Genomic DNA, 21,527 nt, shown 5'->3' on the forward strand with positions numbered 1-21,527 from the left:
AGACTTAGAATCGGGATTTTTTTTTACTATACTTTTGCTTGTATTATGGATTGATTTTTAGCAATTCTACTTCAAAAATCAAATCTGTTTTAGGAGGAATTGGTCCACGTCCTTGTACTCCGTAAGCTAAATTATAAGGAATGTAGAATTTGTACTTTGCACCTTCTTTCATCAATTGAACGCCTTCAGTCCATCCTGGAATTACTTGATTTAATGGGAAGTCAATAGGTTCCCCTCTTTGAACACTGCTGTCAAATATTTTACCATCAGCAAAACTTCCAGTATAATGTACTTTTACATTACTTGTTGCAACAGGCATATTTCCTGTACCTTCTTTAAGAACAATGTATTTTATTCCGCTGGCAGTCGTTTTTCCAGCTTCAAATTCTTTTAAGGCTGCAGCACTTATTTTAGCTTTTTCTTGAGCTTCTTTTGCATCATCACCAGATTTATTATTCATGTAGTCAACAAAGGTTTTTACTGCGTCAAATTTGTTCGCATCAGCACCTTTTCTCACGATTGTAATTTTAGTAATTATATCATCTTGTACAATAGCATTAACTACGTCTTGACCACTTATAACGTGTCCAAAAATAGTATGTTTACCAGTTAACCATTGGGTGTCTTTGTGTGTAATAAAAAATTGAGAGCCATTCGTTTTTGGACCTGAGTTTGCCATGGCTAAAATTCCAGGACCATCAAATTTATCATCTGAAAATTCATCTTTGAAAGCATAACCAGGACCACTTGAGCCATTTCCGGCAGGATCTCCACCTTGAATCATAAAATCTGGAATAACTCTGTGAAATTTTAGTCCGTCATAAAAATGTTTGCCTTTGAATTTTTCATCTGTTACAAATGTGTTGGTTCCTTCGGCTAAAGAAATGAAGTTCGCTACCGTAATTGGTGTTTTTTGATATTCTAATCTTACAGTTATTTTTCCTTTCGAACTCTCAATGTCGGCAAATATGCCTTGGTCATTTGAAACCTTTACAGCAGGTTTTACAATTGACTTGGCAACAGGTTTTTTAATAGGTTTTTTGGATGTTTGTGCAGTAGCACTCATGACACCAAGACAAATCAAAAGAAGAATGTTGAATTTAATTTTCATGATTTATTATTTATTTATTGTTATTATAATTTACTTTTTACTTCTACTTCAAAAATCAGATTGGCATTTGGAGGAATTACTTCTCCGGCACCTTGTTCGCCATAACCCAGGTTGGAAGGTATAAAGAATAAAGCCTTTTCACCCATCCTCAGTTTGCTCAATCCTTCAATAAAACCTGGTATCATTTTGTTGGAACCCATAACATAAGGTAAAGATGAATATCCATTATCTCGAGCTCGATTTTCGTTAAAGACTCCAAATTGTTTTGCAACATTGGGACTGCTCGTATCAAAAAGTGTTCCGTCCTCTAAAAATCCGGAGTATTCAATATAGACTGTTTGACCATCTTTTGGTTTATCTTTAGTGGATTTAAGAATAACGTTGTATTGAAATCCGGATGGAGTTTTTGTCGCAGCTTTTTTTAAATTACTCAAATACGCAACTTTACTTTCCTTAACAGGTTTGTATTTTGAATCATATTCCATTTTCATTTGAGCAGAAAGTGCCGCTTCTTTCTTTTGGTTTTCTGCAGCAGCTTTGAAGTAATCATTGAAAACCTTTACCGCATCAAATTTCTTAACGGCTTCTCCTTTTCTGATGACGGTAATTTTTATAATGTCATCGTTTTTAACAATCGAATTAGCAATTTTCATTCCGTCTTCGTTAACAACAGTACCGAAAACAGTATGTTTTCCGTCCAACCAAGGTGTCGGAACCAAAGTAATGAAAAACTGACTACTGTTGGTATTTGGGCCCGAATTAGCCATAGACAAAATACCCGGTTTGTCATGTGTTAAATCAGTAATTTGATCGCTGATTTTATATCCTGCATCACCAGAACCATTACCCAACGGATCGCCAGTCTGTATCATAAAATCCTCCGCATCACCATTCGTTTTAGAAATAACTCTGTGGAATTTTAATCCGTCAAAAAATGGTTTTCCTTTTAATTCTTTTGATACAAATTGGTTTTTTCCTTCTGCAAGAGTAACAAAATTGGCCACCATTACGGGAACTTTTTGATAATCAAGTTCGGCTAGTATAGTTCCTTTTGAAGTTACAATTTCGGCATATAAACCATCTTTCAAATCTTTATATTCGTCTTTGCAAGAAGTTAGGCAAAGTGATAACGCGGTTAATAAAAGACAAATCTTTTTAGTCATTTTTAGTATAATTATTCAGTTTTTATTTGTGTTGTAGCTTTTTCTTGTGGTTTGAAATCATGCAATATAACCTTGCAAATTATAGGCTGGTTACTTTTAATTAACTTAGTATCACCACGATAACCGTAGGCCATGTGTGAGGGAAAAAGAAACGTTACTTTTTCGTTTTTCCGCATTAATTTAATTCCGTCGCGTAATCCCATAATGATATTTTGCTTGTCAACAATATACGTTTGCGGACGCAATTCGACTTCAGAATACAATACGTTTCCTTTTATATCTTGAATTTCATAATCAAATTGTGCTACGTCGCCTTTTTTTGGACGAATCGTGTCTTTTTCATTTCTAGCTTCGTAATGGTACCAATATCCTTTTTTGGATGCCATGTATTTTATCTGCGGATTGCTTTTGATGATGGAATCAATTTTACCTTCTTCTCCAGCAACCAGCTTTTTAGTTCGCACTGCTGATTCTTTCAAGAAAGTTCCTGATGATCTTGAAATCGGCATTCGTGCTTGTTGTTGTTTACAACTTATAAAAGTGATAAAAACTACAAAAAGCAGTAATAATATAGATGTGTTTTTCATATTCTTAAATCGATATTTTAGAAATTAAATCTTCAAATTTATTCAGTGTCGCTTTCATGCTTTCATGCGATTTTCCTCCAGCTGCATTGATGTGTCCGCCACCATTGAAATGTTCTCTGGCAAATTGATTGACATCAAAATTACCTTGCGAACGGAACGAAATTTTGATAATGTTTTCATCGCGATGTTCGATAAAAATTGCGGCAAAATGGATGCCTTTTATACTTAGTCCATAATTTACAATTCCTTCCGTATCGCCTTTTTGATAGTGAAATTCATCCAATTCTGTCTGTGCAAGCGTGGTATAAGACGTTTTAAACTTCGGAAAAACTTTCATGTTTTGTAATGCTCTTCCAAGAAGTTGTAATCTGTTGTATGAGTTATCGTCAAAAAGTTGGTTGTGGATTTCACTGTTGTGAATTCCCAAATCAATTAATTCAGCAACAATTCGGTGGGTTTTACTTGTTGTCGATGGAAATCGAAACGAACCTGAATCAGTTGTGATTCCGGTATAAATGCAAGTCGCTATAGTTTTATCTAACAGCTCTTTTTTATCTAAATACAAAATGAAATTATAAATCATTTCACAAGTCGACCCAATTGAAGTGTCGGAATAAGTTACTGTGGCATATGTACTCGGTTTTTGGTGATGATCAATCATGATCATAGGAACGGTTAGCTTATTTAAAACGTGTTCCATTTCACCCGTTCTGTGTAACGCATTGAAATCTAATGTAAAAACCAGCTCAGAATCATTTAAAACTTTAGTGCAATTTTCTTTGTCATTCTCATAAATTAATACCGTTTCCGAACTAGGTAACCAAGCTAAGAAATCTGGAAAATCATTAGGCGAAATTACGACAGGCTGGTGCTTCAATTTTAACAGAAAATGATATAGTGCCAATGTAGATCCCATAGCATCGCCATCTGGGCTTCGGTGTGGAATAATAGCTATTTTTTTGGGTGTAGCCAATAATTTTTTTGCCAGAATAATATCTTCTTCTTTCATAGGTGGCGAAAGTACTAAAAAATGAGATACCGATAGGACAGATTAAGCAGATTTTAAGATTTATTTGGAAACAAAAAGCCCAAACCAAACCGCAAAAAGCCCGATACTAATGCTTAGCGCAATATAGCCAAAAGCGAGTAGGGAATTATTATTTTGAAACAGATCATAATTTTCCATTCCAAAAGCAGAAAAAGTGGTGAAACCACCACACAATCCGGTAACTAAAAACCATTTTAAAGTACTTTCTTGCAACTGATTTTTGGTCAAATAGCCCACAAATAGCCCAATTAAAAAACAGCCGATTACATTGGCAATAAATGTCGCCAACGGAAAATTATTCGACCAGTATTTAGAAACTAAAAGTGTAGTTAGAAAACGAAGTACGCTGCCAATTGCACCACCAATTGCGATATATAAAATCGTTTTTAACATTTAGAATTTGCGGTTTATTTTCGGATTAGTATTTGGAATTATCTTCTTTGTCTTATGTGAATTTCCACTGAAGTTGTCATTTCCGCTCAAACTAGTAACTTTTGGTAAACTGGCTTCTTCCGTTTTACTGGATGGTTCAATGAGTTTGTTCAACTGTTCGATTTCATCTGAAGTTAATTCTCGGTATCTTCCCACATGAATGTCCAAGGAAATGTTGATGATACGCGTTCTTTTGAGTGCCACAACTTCATAATCTAAGTATTCACACATTCTACGAATTTGACGGTTTAATCCTTGCGTCAGAATAATTTTGAACACGAATTTACTGATTTGTTCCACTTTACATTTTTTAGTAACGGTATCTAATATTGGCACACCATTTCCCATTTTTTCAATGAATGTATCGGTAATCGGTCGGTCAACGGTAACAATATATTCTTTTTCGTGGTTGTTTCGGGCACGCAGAATTTTGTTTACAATATCGCCGTCATCCGTCATAAAAATTAAGCCTTCACTAGCTTTGTCCAATCGTCCAATTGGAAAAATACGTGTAGGATAATTAATGTAATCTACAATATTATCCCTAACATTTTGATTTGTGGTGCATTCAATTCCGATAGGTTTATTGAACGCTAGATAAATGTGTTTTTGTCTTTTTTCACGAATCAATTTTCCATCAACACGCACTTCATCATTCAAAGAAACTTTTGTACCCATTTCTGGAACAACTCCGTTAATGGTAATTCGTCCATCTTCCAATAACTTATCGGCCTCACGGCGGGAACAATAACCCGATTCCGAAAGAAATTTATTGATGCGTGTTTGATTGGTTTCCATTTGGCAAATATAAGACATTTTGAGGATTTGCATTTTATTAGAAGTAAATCCAATTCTTAATAAGTCAGTTAATAAAAGCAGTCAAAAAAATGATAAAAAAAATTGTAACTAGTTAGATTTTGTTATTTTTACCCACATGAATATACAAGGAAAACTAATTATAATTGGTGGTGCTGTTGACAAAGGCAGTTTTACTGAGACAGATTTAGATAAAAGTGCGGCGAAGAATTTAAATTTTTTTGAAGCTGGAATTTTAAAAAGAATTATTGACGAATCTAAACATAAAGGTGCTTCTCGTATTGAAGTAATTACAACGGCATCTAAAATTCCAAAAGAAATTGGACCAGAATATGTAAAAGCGCTACATTATTTAGGCGCGGACAATGCCGATGTTTTGAATATTGAACGTCGCGAACAAGCTTCTGATCCTGAAGTACTAGCTCGTTTGAAAGCAGCGGATGTGGTTATGTTTACTGGCGGAGACCAATTGCGATTGACTTCTATTTTAGGAGGAACTCCATTTCATGACCTTTTATTATATAAATACCACAACGAAGATTTCGTATATGCAGGAACTTCTGCCGGAGCCGCCGCTGCCTCTAATAATATGATTTATCAAGGAAGCAGCAGTGAAGCATTGTTGAAAGGTGAAGTAAAAATCACATCAGGTTTAGGCTTGATAGATGGTGTTATTATTGATACGCATTTCGTTCAACGTGGAAGAATTGGGCGTTTGTTTCAGTCGGTTGTTGGGAATCCCAAAGTACTTGGAATTGGTCTGGGAGAAGATACAGGTTTATTGATTACCAATAATACGAAGATGGAAGCTATTGGCTCTGGACTTGTAATTCTTGTTGATGGTAGAGAAATTAAGGATACTAATTTGACGCAGGTCGAGTTAGGACATCCAATATCAATCAATCATTTAGTGACGCATGTTATGAGTATTCATGATACTTTTGACCTTAGTACATTTAAAATGACGATCAAATCTTCTCAATATACTCCGAGCTTTGACGAAAGCGATATCAGCGAAGGAAGAGTAGTTTAGAAAAACTCAATTATACATTATGATGAAAGTAATCATACACGGCGGATTTTTCTCTGAATCATCAACCAATCACGAAACTAAAGTTGCTAAACAGCAAGCGTTGCTTCGTATTGTAAAGGAATCGTATGATTATCTGAAAACACATACTGCTTTAGAAACTGTGGTTTATGCCGTTTCTCTTTTGGAAGATGATGATTTGTTCAATGCAGGAATTGGTTCCCAAATTCAGAGCGATGGAAAAATCAGAATGAGTGCTTCTTTGATGGATGGTTCTACGATGAAAATGAGTGGTGTAATCAATATTGAAGAAGTAAAAAATCCAATTCAGGTGGCTCAAGTTTTACAAAATGAAGAGGATAAAGTTTTGGGTGGAAGCGGAGCAACTAACTTCGCCAGACACTATGGTTTTGAGAAGTTTTCTACTGAAATTCCACAACGTCGTTCCGAGTTTGAAGCTAAACTTGCCGCAACCCGTATTGGAACTGTTGGTTGTGTAGCATTGGATAACGAAGGGAAAATTGCGGCTGGAACTTCAACAGGCGGAAAAGGCTTTGAAATTGCAGGAAGAATTTCTGATTCGGCTACCGTTGCTGGGAATTATGCTAACGAATTTTGTGGCGTAAGTTTAACTGGTGTCGGTGAAGATATTGTAAGCGGAGCAGTAGCCGCCAAAATTGTAACTCGTGTCACCGATGGATTCAGTTTAGAAAAAGCATTCGAAAAAACATTTACAGAGTTACTCCCTTTTGATGGTTTTGCTGGAGCAATCGCTATCGATAGCAAAGGAAATATTTTTCATCAGGATTCTCATCCAAGTATGGTTTTTGCCAGTTTTGATGGCGAGAATGAGGAAGTTTTTGATTGAAAATAGACTTTAGCATAGTTCTAATGAAGTAGAATATTCCAAATTTAGCCCCGATTGCAGCAACTACCGTGTAGTGCGGAAAGCGGGACGACTGTTCTAAGAACGACAGACATTGCGCTCCTGAATAAAAAAAATCCCACTCTTTCGAATGGGATTTAAATTTTATAATATTCTTGTATTACAAGTGAATCACTTCGCCATAAGCATCGGCAACTGCTTCCATAACCGCTTCACTCATTGTGGGGTGCGGATGGATTGATTTTAGGATTTCATGTCCAGTAGTTTCCAGTTTACGAGCTACAACGGCTTCTGCAATCATATCAGTAACACCGGCACCAATCATGTGGCATCCTAACCATTCTCCATATTTGGCATCAAAAATTACTTTCACAAATCCGTCTGGCGTTCCAGCAGCTTTCGCTTTTCCTGAAGCCGTGAACGGGAATTTTCCAATTTTCAATTCGTATCCTTTTTCCTTAGCTTGTTTTTCGGTTAAACCAACAGAAGCGATTTCAGGAGTAGCATAGGTACATCCCGGAACGTTTCCATAATCAATTGGATCAACGTGCAAGCCTTTGATTTTCTCCACGCAATTAATTCCTTCAGCCGAAGCAACGTGTGCCAACGCTTGTCCTGGAGTAACATCACCAATAGCGTAATACCCCGGAACGTTTGTTTGTGAGAATGAATCCACTAAAATTTTATCTTTATCAGTTTTGATGCCCACTTCTTCTAGTCCAATATTTTCGATATTTGTTTTGATTCCAACAGCCGAAAGTAAAATGTCAGCTTCTAGAATTTCTTCACCTTTAGCTGTTTTTACAAATGCTTTTACGCCTTTACCCGAAGTGTCAATTCTTTCTACCGAAGCATTCGTCATAATAGTAATGCCTGCTTTTTTCATAGAACGTTCCATTTGTTTTGAAATATCCTCGTCTTCCACCGGAACAATATTTGGCATAAATTCAACGATAGTTACTTCCGTTCCCATGGCGTTATAAAAATGAGCAAACTCAACTCCAATAGCACCCGAACCTACTACAATCATTTTCTTAGGTTGTGTGGGTAATGTCATTGCTTGTCTGTAACCAATAACTTTTACACCATCTTGCGGCAAGTTTGGCAATTCACGAGAACGTGCGCCAGTTGCTATGATGATATGATCTGCGGAATATTCAGTAACTTTTTTGTCTTTATCAGTAACGTCAACTTTCTTACCTGGTTTCAGTTTTCCAAAACCATCGATAACGTCGATTTTATTTTTCTTCATTAAGAATTGAACTCCTTTGCTCATTCCGTCAGCAACATCTCTAGAACGTTTTACAACAGCAGAGAAATCTTTGTCAAATTCTTTTATGGTTAATCCATAATCAGAAGCATGCTTTAGGTAATCAAAAACCTGTGCTGATTTTAAAAGCGCTTTTGTTGGAATACAGCCCCAATTTAAACAAACGCCACCAAGACTTTCTTTTTCGATTATGGCTACTTTAAAACCTAATTGCGAGGCACGAATTGCAGTAACATAACCGCCTGGACCACTTCCTAAAACAATAATATTGTATTTCATTTTTTCGTAATTATTTATTTAATGTAAAAATGCAGTCGCTTTCGCTAGTGTCATTTCAATGTTTTTATTTGTTTCTTTATAGGTTTAATGCAGTCGCTAAAGCCCGTGCGAGATCTATAAAATTTTTTTGTTATTTGAGACTGCGAATTTAAGGATTTATTTTAAAATTTATCCAACTTCCGTAGCAAACTGTGCGTCGTATAATTTTTTGTAATACCCATCTGTTTTGGCTAGTAATTCTTGGTGCGAACCTTCTTCAACAATTTCGCCTTTATCCATTACAATTATTTTATCAGCGTTCATAATCGTTGCCAGTCGGTGGGCAATTACTATAGAAGTACGTCCTTTGGTAATCGTAATGGTAGCCTTCTGAATCAATTCTTCACTGTAGGTATCAATAGAGGAAGTTGCTTCATCTAAAATCAAAATACTGGGATTGCTGACATAAGCTCGTAGAAAAGCAATCAATTGACGTTGCCCAGATGATAGCATCACACCGCGTTCTTTTACATCATAATCATAGCCGCCCGGTAGACTTTTAATGAATTTATGCACGCCAATTTCTTTAGCAGCATGAATCACTTCTTCCCGCGTAATATCAGGATTGTTTAGGGTTATATTGTTAAAAATCGTATCGGCAAACAGAAAAACATCTTGTAAAACAATGGCTATTTGCTTTCGTAAGCTTTCCAATTTGAAATCATTAATGTTTTGGTTGTCGATGTAAATATTGCCCGAATTAATTTCGTAAAAACGGTTTAGCAAATTTATGATGGTTGATTTCCCGGCACCAGTTGCACCAACAATGGCAATGGTTTCCCCTGCATTTACTTTTAGATTAATGCCTTTTAGAACTTCTTCGTTGTCAATGTAACTGAAACGAACCTTTTCAAAAAGAATATTTCCGTCAAAATGAGTCGCTTCTTTTTTTCCGTCAAGTTGCACCTCTTCATCCGAATCTAAAATATCGAAAACTCGATTTGCCGCAATCATTCCCATCTGCATTTCGTTGAATTTATCTGCAATTTGACGTAATGGATTAAACAACATCGTAATAAACATGGTGTAGGATATTAATTGACCAATAGTAGTAAATGGATTTCCATTGACAATCTGCATTCCGCCATAAATAATGATCACCCCAAGAGTGATTGACGAAATAATATCGGCAATTGGGAAGAAGATGGAGTTGTACAAAATATTCTTAATCCAAGCTTTGTTGTGCTTTTGATTTATTTCCTTGAACTTCTCCAATTCGATACTTTCACGGTTGAAAAGTTGTACTATTTTCATTCCGGTTACACGTTCTTGTACAAAAACGTTCATGTTATTGACTTGCGTTCGAACTTCTTCAAAAGCAATTTTCATCTTACGTTGAAATATTCGCGTAATATAAATCAGAACCGGCATGGCAAAAACGACGATCATTGATAAATGCCAATTCATCCAAAACATAACGGAAAGGCAGACAATCATCTTAAGCAAGTCACTAAAAATCATGAATAGTCCTTGACTGAAAATGCGGGCAATTTGTTCAATATCAGAAACGGAACGGGTTACGAGCATTCCAACCGGTGAAATATCGAAATATTTCATTCTGAAAGTCTGAATGTGACGAAACAGTTTGGTGCGGATGTCTTTAATAATATCTTGTCCGAGCCAATTGGCCCAATAGACGAAGTAGAATTGCGATAGCGTTTCTAAGATTAGCATAATTCCCATTATGCCAACGTATTTTAGTAAACCTGATTTACTAGCAGTTTTGATGTAGGTATCCACCGTTATTTCTAATAAAAAAGGACGTAATGAGGCAAATAAAGCTAAGGAAAAAGCAAATAAAATAACACCATAATACCTTGTTTTATAAGGCTTTGTGTATTTTAATATTCGTTTAAATAAATTAGTATCGAATGCTTTTACTTCCATATTTTCATTGGGAGGAACAAAACAATTTTATAATTAATTGCATTTTCCTTTTTTATATTACTACTCTTTTAAATAGGGATATTCAATTTTTGTTAGATATAAACCGTGAGCTGGAACGGAATATCCGGCTTGACTTCGATCCTGACTTTCGATTATTTTTTCAAAATCAGCAAGACTTATTTTTTCTGTACCTATATTAATCATTGTTCCCACAATAGCCCGAACCATGTTTCTTAAGAATCGATCTGCGGCAATAGTGAATATGATTCTGCTTCCTTCTTGCTTCCAATGTGCCGCAACAATTTTACAGTTGAACGAATTAACGTCGGTATGTACTTTAGAAAAACATTCAAAATCAGTATACTTGAAAAGTAGTTTGCAAGCCTCATTCATTTTGTCAAGATTTAAGGGCAAATTAAACTGATAGCTTCCGTCATTTTCAAAAGCATCTTTCCTAGTGTGTATTTGGTATTCATAAGTTCTTTTGGTCGCATCAAACCGAGCGTGTGCTTCATCAGCAACTTTAAAAACATCAAAAATCACGATGTCTTTTGGTAAAAAAGAATTGAGTTTGTAAATGAGTTGTTTGCTATCAATTTCTTCATCGAAATCAAAATGGGCAAACATTTGTTTGGCGTGAACTCCGCTATCGGTCCTTCCGGCACCCATACTTTCAATATCGGTTTTTAGCAACATTGACAAGGCTTTGTTGAGTGTTTCTTGTATAGAAGCGGAATCAGGTTGTATTTGCCAACCGTGATAATTTGTTCCTTTATACGCTAATTCGATGAAGTATCTCAAGTTCAATTTTCAGTTTTCAGTGAACAAATTTATTATTCGCAAAGTTACAAAGTTTTTGTATAGTCGCCGTGTAAAGTTATCATAACATAATCCTAATAATTACTTCGTAACTTTGTCATCTAATAAGCATTTAACTTAGTGAAAAAAATTCTGCTGCTTTCCGATACCCACAGTTATCTTGATGAAAAAGTTCTTAAATATGTCCGTCAAGCGGATGAAGTTTGGCATGCGGGAGATATTGGTGATTTGGCTGTAACCGATACATTGAAATCAATTAAGCCGTTGCGTGCTGTTTATGGAAATATTGATGATGCTAAAGCGCGAATGGAATTCCCACTGAATAATCGATTTATGTGTGAAGATGTGGACGTTTGGATTACCCATATTGGTGGTTATCCCGGAAAATACAATCAAGCAATACGAGAAGAAATTATCCGTAATCCGCCGAAATTATTTATTTGCGGTCATTCACACATCCTTAAAGTACAGTTTGATAAGAAATTAAATTTATTGCATATGAATCCGGGCGCGTGTGGAATTCATGGTTTTCATCAGGTTCGCACGATGCTTCGTTTCGAAGTTGATGGCGACAAAATTCAGAATTTGGAAATTGTGGAATTGGGAAATAGAGGAAGTTAGTTATGATGGTTTAGTTTTGTGAGGTACTTTCTATTTGTTAAGAATTGTTGATAAAAGCCCTTCGACAGGCTCATGGTGACAGTATAGTAATTAATTGTATTAGGGAATAAAAAAGCCCTTATTTTTTGAACAAGAGCTTTTATTTAAAATTTAGAATTTAAAATTCGAAATAACTTTTAATTATGTTGGTGAATAGCTCCACAACAATGACTTTCCATAAAGCTGTTGCTTTCTTCGTGCCAAGGAAAAGCAGCATTGTATTTTGAGTTTTCCCAGTAGAATTTCTTGCGGTCTTTGGTTTCGTTTCCGATTTCATTCATCGTTTCGGTATCGTACAAACGACCATTTGCCATAGTATATTTTATCGAATTTGAATTCTGAATATCCTCTAACGGATTTTTATCCAATACCAATAAATCAGCTAATTTTCCTTTTTCTAAGGAACCAATGTCATGACCTGCACCGATGTAATTTGCGGAGTTAATAGTTGCTGTTTTCAATACATCCAGATTGCTCATTCCACCTTGCGCTAAACTCCACAATTCCCAATGCGCTCCCATTCCTTGCAATTGTCCGTGGGCGCCCATGTTGACTTTTACACCTGCATTAGATAATGTGTTCACTGTTTTTGAGGTCAAAATATGATCGTTTACATAATCTTCTTTCGGAGCCATCATTCGGTAACGAGAACGCGAATCGATGATGCCTCGAGGTGTAAATTGCAATAATTTTTTATTTTCCCAAACGTTGGTTTTTTCATACCAATACAATTCTGCATTTAGTCCGCCATAATTCACAATTAGCGTAGGAGTGTAGCCTACTTTACTCGTTCCCCAAAGTTCGGTGACATCTTTATACACTGGTGTAACTGGAATGTTGTGTTCTATACCGGTGTGTCCGTCAATTACCATCGTCATGTTGTGGAAAAAGGTAGAACCGCCTTCTGGAACCACATTAATTCCTTCTTCGCGCGCGGCTTGAAGTACTTGCTGGCGTTGATCACGACGCGGTTGGTTATAGCTTTTTACAGACAAAGCCCCAAATGCTTTGGTACGTCGGATAGAAGAACGCGCATCGTCAAGATTATTGACTGTTGCTTTGAAATCACCATCAGCACCATACAGAATAAACCCTGTGGAGAAAATTCTCGGACCAACAATGGCTCCATTTTTCACCATTTCTGATAAAGAAAAAATGGATTCGGTGTTGGATGACGGATCGTGTGAAGTGGTAACTCCAAAAGCTAGGTTAGCTAATAACTGCCAGTTTTGTTGTGTGGTCAATCCGTAACGGAAGGCGCCAATATGTGCGTGTGCATCAACCATTCCAGGCATAATCGTTTTTCCCTCAACATCGTAGACTTTGGCATCTGCTGGAACCGATATTTCGCTAGAAGTTCCAATAGCTTCGATGCGGTTTTGATTGATAATGATAGTTCCTTTTTCGATGATTTTGTCGCCGTCCATTGTAATAATTCGGGCATTTGTAAATGCGATGCGTCCTTTTACTCGGTCTATTTTGGATAGTAAACCTATTTTTGTTCCGATATCGGTTGGTTTATCTATTTTTTCAGGCGAACCTTCTAAAAATGTGAATCGGTCTTTTAAGGCATTAGAGAAATAAGAATCTCCTAACATCCACATAATGTTTTTACTATCGGCAGACCAATGCAAGCAAATTCCAGAATCTTTTGTCAATTCAGAAACGGGAACAGAAGTAGAGGCATTATCCAAATCAACTTCTTGTCCGTTCATGTTTAGTGGTGCGACATAGCCTTTGTGCAAGTGTGTGAAAGCAATCCATTGGTTGTCCGGACTTGGTACTAATCGGTTGGCATATTTTGCTTTGATGTGTGTGCGTTCGTCTTTTCCGTTGAGGTCCACACTTTTGAGTTCTTTTGTTAAGTTTCCGAAAAATACGCCACCTGTTTGGTAAAAAATACGGTTTCCGTCTTTGGTAAACATTGGATATTCTCCTTCGGCTGTTACAAATTTTGGACTTCCACCACTAATTGACATGGTATAAATTCCTGGGTTTTTACAAAAAGTATAGCCTTGATCTGTATTGCCATCTTCTTTGAGATAGGTTATCATTTTTCCGTCAGGCGAGATGTTTGGCATTCTGTAAATCCCTTTTGCGGAAGTTAGTTTGGTTCCATTTTTTCCGTCAAGCGAAATTTTTCGGATGCTTCCCATTTCCATATCATTCCACGTCACATAAACGATTTCTTTTCCGTTGGCTGTGAAGGTTGGTTCAGCCTCAAAGTCGGTTCCTAATGTCAATCGTTTCGGAGTTCCATTCGGTAATGCTTTGGTCCAAATATAGCCTAATGCTCTAAACGCAACTGTTTTTCCATCGGGCGAGGTTACAGCATCGCGAATCATTTTTACGGTAAAATCATTATCCGTAATTGGGGTGTCGGTTTTTACTCTGTCGGCAATATCAATCGAAACATCTGCAGTAAACGGGATACCAGTCGCCGTTAAATTTGCTACATTCACTTTCTGAATTTTCCCTGCTGCCCAAATGATAATATCTTCATTGTTTGGCATCCAGCTGAAATTTGGATACACACCAAATAGCGTCCAAGCCGTTTGTTGGTCTTTGTCTAATTGATCATAAATCGGCCATTCTTCACCCGTTTCTAAATCCTGAATATACAAGACTGATTTCTCCCGAACACGTTTTACGAAGGCTAGTTTTTTTCCGTCTCTTGAAATTTGTGGTCGTGCTGCACCGCCAGGTCCGCCTGTAACTTTATCTGTTTTTCCAGTTGTGAAATCGTAGCGTTTGATGACGAATATTTCGTTATTGGGATCTTTATTATATTGGAAATAGCCTCCTGGATACATGTCTTCGCTGTAATATAAATATTTTCCGTCAGGCGAAATTACAGGTTCATTTACGTCTTGTTGGTCGTTTTTACGTTTGGTTAATTGCACTCCTGATCCACCAGAAATATGATACTGCCACAATTCACCTGCACCCAAAGAACGCTGGGAAGAGAAGTGTTTTTTGACAACCAAATAATTTCCGTCCGGCATCCAACAAGCATTGTTTACCAATCTGAAATCTTCTTTGGTGACTTGTTTTGCATCTGTTCCATCGGCTTTTATCACCCAAATATTATCGCCACCGCCAGCATCGCTAGTAAATGAAAGGTGTTTTCCATCCGGACTAAATCGCGGCTGTATTTCAAACGGAATTCCAGAACGAAGTATTTTAGCTTTGCCGCCTGTAATCGGAATACTGTAAATATCTCCGAGCATATCAAAAACGATAGTTTTTCCATCGGGACTAACATCAAGATTCATCCAAGTTCCTTCAGAAGTAGTGAAATTGTGTGGTTTGTAGTTGAAACTATCGCCGGGTTTAGCCACATTCCATTTGGGCTTTTCGGGTTCTTTTTTGTCTTCCTGAGAGTTTACAGTTAATGAAATAAAAGATAAGACGAGTAAAAAAGGGAGTTTTTTAGTCATTAGAATAGGTTGGTTTGAATTTCACGCTAAATATAAGAATAAAAAAAGCCACTCGAATACTACGAATGGCTTTTGCAACAATTAACATACTTAACTAAAAACAATAACTATTTTCGGCCACTAACTTAGTCGTAATAGTTTCTCTTAAACCTACAATGTTTGGCATGTTGGTGTATTTTGTAAAGCGGCGTAATCCCATAAGCATCATGCGCTGTTCATCGCCTTCTGCAAAAGAAATAATGCTTTCTTTTCCTTTTTGCGCAACGATATCAACTGCTTTGTAAAGATATAATTTCGCCATAGCGATTTGTTCTTTCACTTGGTCTTCACCTTCTTTTTTGGCTAATTTTTCAGTTCTTAAAATGGTACTTTCCGCCATATAGATTTCAATTAAGATATCGGCTGCAGCCATCAAAAGCTGTTGGTGCGAATCTAAATCAGGTCCGTATTTCTGAACAGCACCTCCGGCAACCATTAGAAATGCTTTTTTAAGTTTACCGATTAGTTCTTTTTCTTCAGAGAATAATTCGGAGTAATCTGGCGTGTCAAATGATGGAATTCCCATCAATTCTTCCTGAACTTTTGAGGCTGGTCCCAATAAATCAACGTGACCTTTCATTGCTTTTTTGATAAGCATTCCAACCGATAACATTCGGTTGATTTCATTTGTCCCTTCATAGATACGTGCAATACGTGCATCACGCCAAGCGCTTTCCATTGGAGTGTCTTCTGAGAATCCCATTCCGCCATAGATTTGGATTCCTTCATCAGCAGCGTTTTGAACATCTTCGGAAACAGCCACTTTAAGGATGGAACATTCGATCGCGAATTCTTCAACACCTTTCAACTCTGCTTCCTGATGCGTTGCACCTTCTTGTTCACGCAAATGGATTCGGTTTTCAATATCCTTTGCCGCACGATACGTGGCGCTTTCACCAGCATAAGCAGAAGTTGCCATTTCGGCTAATTTGTATCGGATGGCTCCAAAACTTGAGATTGGCACGTTGAACTGAATTCTTTCGTTAGCATAATGTACCGCGTTTGAAGTTACTCTACGTTGCGCGTCTAAACAAGCTGCTGCCAATTTAATACGGCCAACGTTTAATGAATTCATAGCAATTTTAAAACCGTTTCCTCTTTCTGATAGCATATTTTCAACAGGAACTTTCGTTTCGTTAAAGAACACTTGACGCGTAGAAGAAGCTCGGATCCCAAGTTTGTGCTCTTCTTCACCCATACTAATTCCGTTGCTTGGATCATTTTCTACAATGAAGCCCGTGATGTTTTTGTCGTCTTCGATTCGGGCAAAAACGATAAACACGGAGCAAAATCCTGCGTTGGAAATCCACATTTTTCCTCCAGTAATGCTATACGATTTCCCATCAGCTGAGAGAACTGCTTTGGTTTTTCCTGAATTGGCATCCGATCCTGCGCCTGGTTCTGTTAAGCAATATGCTCCAAACCATTCGCCAGAAGCGAGTTTAGGAACGTATTTTTGTTTTTGTTCTTCAGTTCCGTATAAGGTAATTGGCATGGTTCCGATTCCGGTATGTGCTCCAAAAGCTGTCGAAAACGAGCCTGTTGCTCCTGAAATATAGTCGCAAACCAAACATGTATCAACGAATCCCATTCCCATTCCGCCATATGCTTCAGGAACAGCGACACTTAGAAACCCCATATCACCGGCTTTCTTCATGACTTCTTCTGTAAAAGCATAATCTTTTGCTTCGAAACGATTTTTGTTTGGCCAAATTTCTTTGTCCACGAATTCTTTAACCGAATCACGCATCATGATTTGCTCTTCGTTGAAGTCTTCAGGAGTAAAAACATTTTCACATTTGGTTTCCTTTACCAAAAACTGTCCACCTCTTGTTATATCTTCCATTTTTATATTATTTTAAATTTTGAATTATAAATTTTAAATTATTTTGATTCGCTTTCGCTTGACGTTTTAATTATTTTAGTGATGATGTTCAAAATATGTTCAACTTCGATTAAATGACTATGCCTTTCAATGACGTTAGATTTGATTTATCTAATAATCTCAACCAATATTTTGTTTCTTTCGTTTCTTTGGATGCAATTGACATTTTATGTATAAAATCTTTTCTTGATTGTGCTACAATTGCTTCTTCTACATTTGCTCCAATACTTGTTGCTGATCTTAAAATTTGTTAAGAATTATGAATTCATTTTCTTTTTTTAATAGAATAAATAGATTTACGATTGATAATGCAAAATCAAATGTCTTTGTTGCAATAATGTTATCTTTCATTCATTTAAAATTTAGAATTCAAAATTTAAAATAATTTAAAGAAGTTCAAAAACTCCCGCACTTCCTTGACCCGTTCCAACGCACATTGAAACGATTCCGTATTTATCGCCGCGACGTTTCATTTCGTCAAATAGTTGAACGGATAATTTGGCTCCGGTACAACCTAGTGGATGTCCAAGTGCAATCGCGCCACCATTTACGTTTACGATATCTGGATTTAATCCTAATTCTCTTGTAACTGCTAAGGCTTGCGAAGCAAAAGCCTCGTTTAATTCGATTAAGCCAATATCATTCAGTGTCAAACCTGCTTGTTTCAATGCTTTTGGAATTGCTTTTACGGGTCCGATTCCCATTATTCTTGGTTCAACTCCGGCTGAAGCGAAGTTTACCAAACGTGCGATAGGAGTAAGGTTTAATTCTTTTACCATTTCCTCGCTCATGATTAAAACGAATGCAGCTCCGTCACTCATTTGTGAAGAGTTTCCAGCAGTTACGCTTCCGCCAGCTTCAAAAACTGGTTTTAATCCTGCTAAAGCTTGTAGTGAAGTTCCCGCTCTTGGGCCTTCGTCTTTGTTTACTACGTATGATTTTGTTTCCTTTTTACCATTTTCATTAATAAAGGTTTGCTCCACCGTAATGGGAACAATTTGTTTATCAAATTTACCTTCAGCTTGTGCTTTCAAGGCTTTTTCATGTGAATGGAATGCAAATTCATCTTGATCTTCACGCGAGACATTAAATTGTTTCGCAACTGCTTCTGCGGTTAAACCCATTCCCCAATAGTAATCTTCATGACCTTCTTTGGCGACTGCAAAATCGGGTGAGGGTTTATATCCGCCCATGGGAATAAACGACATGCTTTCGGCTCCACCAGCGATGATACAATCTGCCATTCCGCTTTGGATTTTAGCAGTGGCCATTCCTATAGTTTCTAATCCAGAAGCGCAATATCTGTTTACGGTTACACCTGGAACATCAGTCACTTTTAATCCCATTAAGGAAATTAAACGACCAACGTTTAAACCTTGTTCGGCTTCGGGCATGGCATTTCCAACCATTACGTCGTCAATACGTGTTTTATCAAAATCAGGCAATTCATTCATCATAAACTGAATGGTTTCTGCTGCCAATTCGTCGGGACGTTTGAAACGAAAAACTCCTTTTGGTGCTTTCCCTACGGCTGTTCTGTATGCTTTTACTATATATGCTGTTTTCATATTTGTTATTTTGAATTTTGAATTATAAATTTTAAATAGCTTTCATTTTATCGATATAAAATCATTTAAAATTCAAAATTTATAATTTATAATAATTAGTTGCGAAGCGGTTTCCCTTTAGTTAACATAAATTGAATGCGCTCTAGTGTTTTTCTTTCGGTACAAAGCGATAAAAACGCCTCTCGTTCAATATCTAATAAGTATTGCTCCGTTACTAATGTTGGTTCGGATAAATCGCCGCCAGCCATTACGTATGCTAATTTGTTTGCAATTTTTTTATCGTGTTCCGAGATGTATTTTCCAGCTTCCATTTGGTCGGTTCCTACTAAGAACATTCCCAAGGCTTGTTTGCCCAAAACTTTTACATCGGTTCTTTTGATGGGTTGTGTGTACCCTGCTTCAGCCATTAACAACGCGTGTTTTTTAGCTTCAGCAATCTGTCTGTCTTTGTTGACTATCACAATATCTTTTCCTTTTTGAAGTATTCCTGTGTCGAAAGCTTCATAAGCAGAAGTTGATACTTTTGCCATTGCCACCGTTAAGAAATATTCTTGAAGTACGTTTAATTCGACGTCGTTTTTACGGAATAAGTCTGAAGCTCGCAACGCCATTTCTTTAGAACCGCCGCCACCTGGAATTACTCCAACACCAAATTCCACCAACCCGATGTAACTTTCGGCTGCAGCTACCACTTTATCCGCGTGAAGTGTCATTTCGCAACCGCCACCCAAGGTCATTCCGTGCGGAGCCACAATTACTGGAATGGACGAATAACGCACGCGCATCATTGTGTCTTGGAACATTTTTATTGCCATGTTCAATTCGTCGTATTCTTGTTCGACAGCCATCATAAAAATCATTCCGATATTGGCTCCTACAGAGAAATTCGCTCCTTGATTTCCGATAACTAAACCGCTGTATTCTTTTTCTGCAAGGTCGATTGCTTTGTTGATTCCGACTAAAACGTCTCCGCCAATGGTGTTCATTTTAGATTGGAATTCTAAGTTTAAGATTCCGTCACCTAAATCTTCAATTACCACACCGCTGTTGCTCCATATTTTTTTGCTTTCACGGATGTTGTTTAGAATAATAAAACTGTCTTGACCCGGAACTTTAACTTGCGATTTTGTTGGGATGTTGTAGTAATACGTATTTCCTTCTTTTACGCTATAGAAGCTTGTTGTTCCCGATGCAATCATCTCAAGAACCCATGCCGCAGGTTTATAGCCTTCACCTTCCATTAGTACAATTCCTTTTTGAACTCCGATAGCGTCCCAGATTTCAAACGGTCCGTTTTCCCAACCGAAACCCGCTTTCATAGCATCGTCGATTTTGTATAAATCATCTGTGATTTCCGGAATTCTATTCGATACATAAGCAAACATGGCAGAGAAATTCTTTCTGTAGAAATCGCCCGCTTTGTCTTTTCCTTTCACTAGAACTCTGAAACGGTCAATGGGTTTGTCAATCGTTTTGGTTAGTTCTAATGTTGCGAATGATGCTTTTTTCGCAGCTCTATATTCTAAAGTATCTAAATCTAATGATAAGATATCTTTTCCTTCTTTTTTGTAAAATCCTTGTCCAGTCTTGCTTCCAAGCCATTTGTTTTCCATCATTTTAGTGACGAAATCAGGAAGTTTGAATAAATCATGCGCTTCATCATTTGGGCAACCTTGATACAATCCGTTAGCTACGTGAACTAAAGTGTCCAAACCAACCACATCAACCGTTCGGAACGTAGCCGATTTTGGACGGCCAATTACAGGCCCCGTCAATTTATCCACTTCTTCTATAGTCAATCCCATTTCTTTCACCAAATGAAATAAACTCTGAATTCCGAAAATTCCGATTCGGTTTCCGATGAAAGCTGGAGTATCTTTAGCAATAACCGAAGTTTTCCCCAAATATTTTGAACCATAATCAAACAAGAACTCCAATACTTCATTAGAAGTTTGTGGCCCCGGAATGATTTCGAATAATTTCAAATAACGTGCTGGATTGAAGAAATGCGTTCCGCAGAAGTGCTTCTGGAAATCTTCACTTCGTCCTTCGCTCATAAATTTAATTGGAATTCCAGAAGTATTTGAAGTAACCAAAGTACCTGGTTTTCTGAATTGGTCTATTTGTTCAAAAACTAATTTTTTGATGTCCAAACGTTCTACTACAACCTCAATAATCCAATCGTAGTTTGCAATTTTAGCCATATCATCCGTTGTATTTCCAGTAGTAATTCGACTTGCGAATTTCTGACTGTAAATAGGCGATGGGTTTGATTTTAGAGCATTAGCTAAATGGTCGTTTACCAATCTGTTGCGAACGACTTTACTTTCTAATGTTAATCCCTTTTTTTCTTCGATTTCGGTTAGCGCATTTGGAACGATATCCAAAAGCAACACTTCTAATCCAATGTTTGCAAAATGACACGCGATTCCCGATCCCATGATTCCGGATCCGACTACTGCCACTTTTTTAATTGTTCGTTTCATTTATATTATTTTAAATTATAAATTTTGAATTTTAAATTGTTCATATATGATTATTAGGTACTTTATTTTGAATCTAAATCAT

At 37.0% G+C, this 21,527-nt stretch carries 17 protein-coding genes; 3 read left to right on the forward strand and 14 right to left on the reverse strand.

All coding sequences use genetic code 11. The features are described from left to right. Nucleotides 1-43: 43 nt before the first annotated feature. Genes PSU83_RS07490 through rluF form a run of 6 tightly spaced genes read right to left on the reverse strand, consistent with a single transcriptional unit; the run spans nt 44 to nt 5,139 of the window. The gene (locus PSU83_RS07490; RefSeq protein ID WP_300588460.1) at nt 44-1,111 is read right to left on the reverse strand and encodes a peptidylprolyl isomerase; all 1,068 of its coding nucleotides are present in this window, start codon (nt 1,109-1,111) and stop codon (nt 44-46) included. Between the two features lie 23 nt (nt 1,112-1,134). After that, nucleotides 1,135-2,274, reverse strand: a complete 1,140-nt coding sequence (locus PSU83_RS07495) for a peptidylprolyl isomerase (protein ID WP_300588462.1) — start codon at nt 2,272-2,274, stop codon at nt 1,135-1,137. A gap of 11 nt (nt 2,275-2,285) precedes the next feature. Continuing rightward, nucleotides 2,286-2,861, reverse strand: coding sequence for a gliding motility-associated peptidyl-prolyl isomerase GldI (gene gldI, locus PSU83_RS07500; RefSeq protein WP_300588464.1), 576 nt, complete (start codon nt 2,859-2,861; stop codon nt 2,286-2,288). Nucleotides 2,862-2,865: 4 nt separating this feature from the next. After that, complete coding sequence (locus PSU83_RS07505) at nt 2,866-3,870, reverse strand: bifunctional oligoribonuclease/PAP phosphatase NrnA (RefSeq protein ID WP_300588466.1); 1,005 nt, start codon at nt 3,868-3,870, stop codon at nt 2,866-2,868. Nucleotides 3,871-3,930: 60 nt separating this feature from the next. Then, on the reverse strand, nt 3,931-4,302 hold the full coding sequence (crcB, locus tag PSU83_RS07510; RefSeq protein ID WP_300588468.1) for a fluoride efflux transporter CrcB: 372 nt from the start codon (nt 4,300-4,302) through the stop codon (nt 3,931-3,933). Further along, entirely contained in the window at nt 4,303-5,139 is an 837-nt protein-coding gene (rluF, locus tag PSU83_RS07515) for a 23S rRNA pseudouridine(2604) synthase RluF (protein ID WP_300588794.1), read from the reverse strand. A gap of 136 nt (nt 5,140-5,275) precedes the next feature. On the opposite strand from rluF, the gene PSU83_RS07520 reads away from it, so the two are divergent. Further along, nucleotides 5,276-6,190 (forward strand): cyanophycinase, encoded by a 915-nt coding sequence (locus PSU83_RS07520; RefSeq protein ID WP_300588470.1) that lies wholly within the window; start codon nt 5,276-5,278, stop codon nt 6,188-6,190. Nucleotides 6,191-6,212: 22 nt separating this feature from the next. Beyond that, a complete protein-coding gene (locus tag PSU83_RS07525) occupies nt 6,213-7,055 on the forward strand; it encodes an isoaspartyl peptidase/L-asparaginase (protein ID WP_300588795.1) in 843 nt (280 codons plus the stop codon). A gap of 178 nt (nt 7,056-7,233) precedes the next feature. Here the strand turns inward: PSU83_RS07525 and lpdA are convergent, their stop codons facing one another. The 3 genes from lpdA to truA form a co-directional block, all read right to left on the reverse strand. Then, the gene (gene lpdA, locus PSU83_RS07530; protein ID WP_300588472.1) at nt 7,234-8,622 is read right to left on the reverse strand and encodes a dihydrolipoyl dehydrogenase; all 1,389 of its coding nucleotides are present in this window, start codon (nt 8,620-8,622) and stop codon (nt 7,234-7,236) included. 168 nt (nt 8,623-8,790) lie between these two features. Then, on the reverse strand, nt 8,791-10,548 hold the full coding sequence (locus PSU83_RS07535) for an ABC transporter ATP-binding protein (RefSeq protein WP_300588474.1): 1,758 nt from the start codon (nt 10,546-10,548) through the stop codon (nt 8,791-8,793). Nucleotides 10,549-10,608: 60 nt separating this feature from the next. Next, a complete protein-coding gene (gene truA / locus PSU83_RS07540; RefSeq protein WP_300588476.1) occupies nt 10,609-11,349 on the reverse strand; it encodes a tRNA pseudouridine(38-40) synthase TruA in 741 nt (246 codons plus the stop codon). Between the two features lie 138 nt (nt 11,350-11,487). On the opposite strand from truA, the gene PSU83_RS07545 reads away from it, so the two are divergent. Beyond that, on the forward strand, nt 11,488-11,988 hold the full coding sequence (locus tag PSU83_RS07545; protein WP_300588478.1) for a metallophosphoesterase family protein: 501 nt from the start codon (nt 11,488-11,490) through the stop codon (nt 11,986-11,988). Nucleotides 11,989-12,164: 176 nt separating this feature from the next. Here PSU83_RS07545 and PSU83_RS07550 read toward each other — a convergent pair whose 3' ends face one another. From PSU83_RS07550 to PSU83_RS07570, 5 genes are all read right to left on the reverse strand, one after another. Next, the gene (locus PSU83_RS07550; RefSeq protein WP_300588480.1) at nt 12,165-15,467 is read right to left on the reverse strand and encodes an amidohydrolase family protein; all 3,303 of its coding nucleotides are present in this window, start codon (nt 15,465-15,467) and stop codon (nt 12,165-12,167) included. A 94-nt stretch (nt 15,468-15,561) separates the two neighbouring features. Next, nucleotides 15,562-17,352 (reverse strand): acyl-CoA dehydrogenase family protein, encoded by a 1,791-nt coding sequence (locus tag PSU83_RS07555; RefSeq protein ID WP_300588482.1) that lies wholly within the window; start codon nt 17,350-17,352, stop codon nt 15,562-15,564. Nucleotides 17,353-17,461: 109 nt separating this feature from the next. Beyond that, on the reverse strand, nt 17,462-17,638 hold the full coding sequence (locus PSU83_RS14790) for a four helix bundle protein (protein ID WP_363319878.1): 177 nt from the start codon (nt 17,636-17,638) through the stop codon (nt 17,462-17,464). Nucleotides 17,639-17,777: 139 nt separating this feature from the next. Beyond that, entirely contained in the window at nt 17,778-18,959 is a 1,182-nt protein-coding gene (locus PSU83_RS07565) for an acetyl-CoA C-acyltransferase (RefSeq protein ID WP_300588484.1), read from the reverse strand. 95 nt (nt 18,960-19,054) lie between these two features. Continuing rightward, entirely contained in the window at nt 19,055-21,445 is a 2,391-nt protein-coding gene (locus PSU83_RS07570) for a 3-hydroxyacyl-CoA dehydrogenase/enoyl-CoA hydratase family protein (RefSeq protein WP_300588486.1), read from the reverse strand. Nucleotides 21,446-21,527 lie beyond the last annotated feature (82 nt).

Origin of the sequence: Flavobacterium sp. (assembly GCF_029945805.1) — a bacterium.
Lineage (GTDB): Bacteria > Bacteroidota > Bacteroidia > Flavobacteriales > Flavobacteriaceae > Flavobacterium.

Excerpts from the sequence above, each read along its gene's own strand:
- PSU83_RS07565 (WP_300588484.1), bottom strand. The coding sequence starts at position 18,959 with ATGAAAACAGCATATATAGTAAAAGCATACAGAACAGCCGTAGGGAAA.
- lpdA (WP_300588472.1), bottom strand. The coding sequence starts at position 8,622 with ATGAAATACAATATTATTGTTTTAGGAAGTGGTCCAGGCGGTTATGTT.
- PSU83_RS07490 (WP_300588460.1), bottom strand. The coding sequence starts at position 1,111 with ATGAAAATTAAATTCAACATTCTTCTTTTGATTTGTCTTGGTGTCATG.
- PSU83_RS07570 (WP_300588486.1), bottom strand. The coding sequence starts at position 21,445 with ATGAAACGAACAATTAAAAAAGTGGCAGTAGTCGGATCCGGAATCATG.
- crcB (WP_300588468.1), bottom strand. The coding sequence starts at position 4,302 with ATGTTAAAAACGATTTTATATATCGCAATTGGTGGTGCAATTGGCAGC.
- PSU83_RS07550 (WP_300588480.1), bottom strand. The coding sequence starts at position 15,467 with ATGACTAAAAAACTCCCTTTTTTACTCGTCTTATCTTTTATTTCATTA.
- gldI (WP_300588464.1), bottom strand. The coding sequence starts at position 2,861 with ATGAAAAACACATCTATATTATTACTGCTTTTTGTAGTTTTTATCACT.
- PSU83_RS07520 (WP_300588470.1), top strand. The coding sequence starts at position 5,276 with ATGAATATACAAGGAAAACTAATTATAATTGGTGGTGCTGTTGACAAA.
- PSU83_RS07555 (WP_300588482.1), bottom strand. The coding sequence starts at position 17,352 with ATGGAAGATATAACAAGAGGTGGACAGTTTTTGGTAAAGGAAACCAAA.
- PSU83_RS07525 (WP_300588795.1), top strand. The coding sequence starts at position 6,213 with ATGAAAGTAATCATACACGGCGGATTTTTCTCTGAATCATCAACCAAT.
- rluF (WP_300588794.1), bottom strand. The coding sequence starts at position 5,139 with ATGGAAACCAATCAAACACGCATCAATAAATTTCTTTCGGAATCGGGT.
- PSU83_RS07505 (WP_300588466.1), bottom strand. The coding sequence starts at position 3,870 with ATGAAAGAAGAAGATATTATTCTGGCAAAAAAATTATTGGCTACACCC.
- PSU83_RS07495 (WP_300588462.1), bottom strand. The coding sequence starts at position 2,274 with ATGACTAAAAAGATTTGTCTTTTATTAACCGCGTTATCACTTTGCCTA.
- PSU83_RS07535 (WP_300588474.1), bottom strand. The coding sequence starts at position 10,548 with ATGGAAGTAAAAGCATTCGATACTAATTTATTTAAACGAATATTAAAA.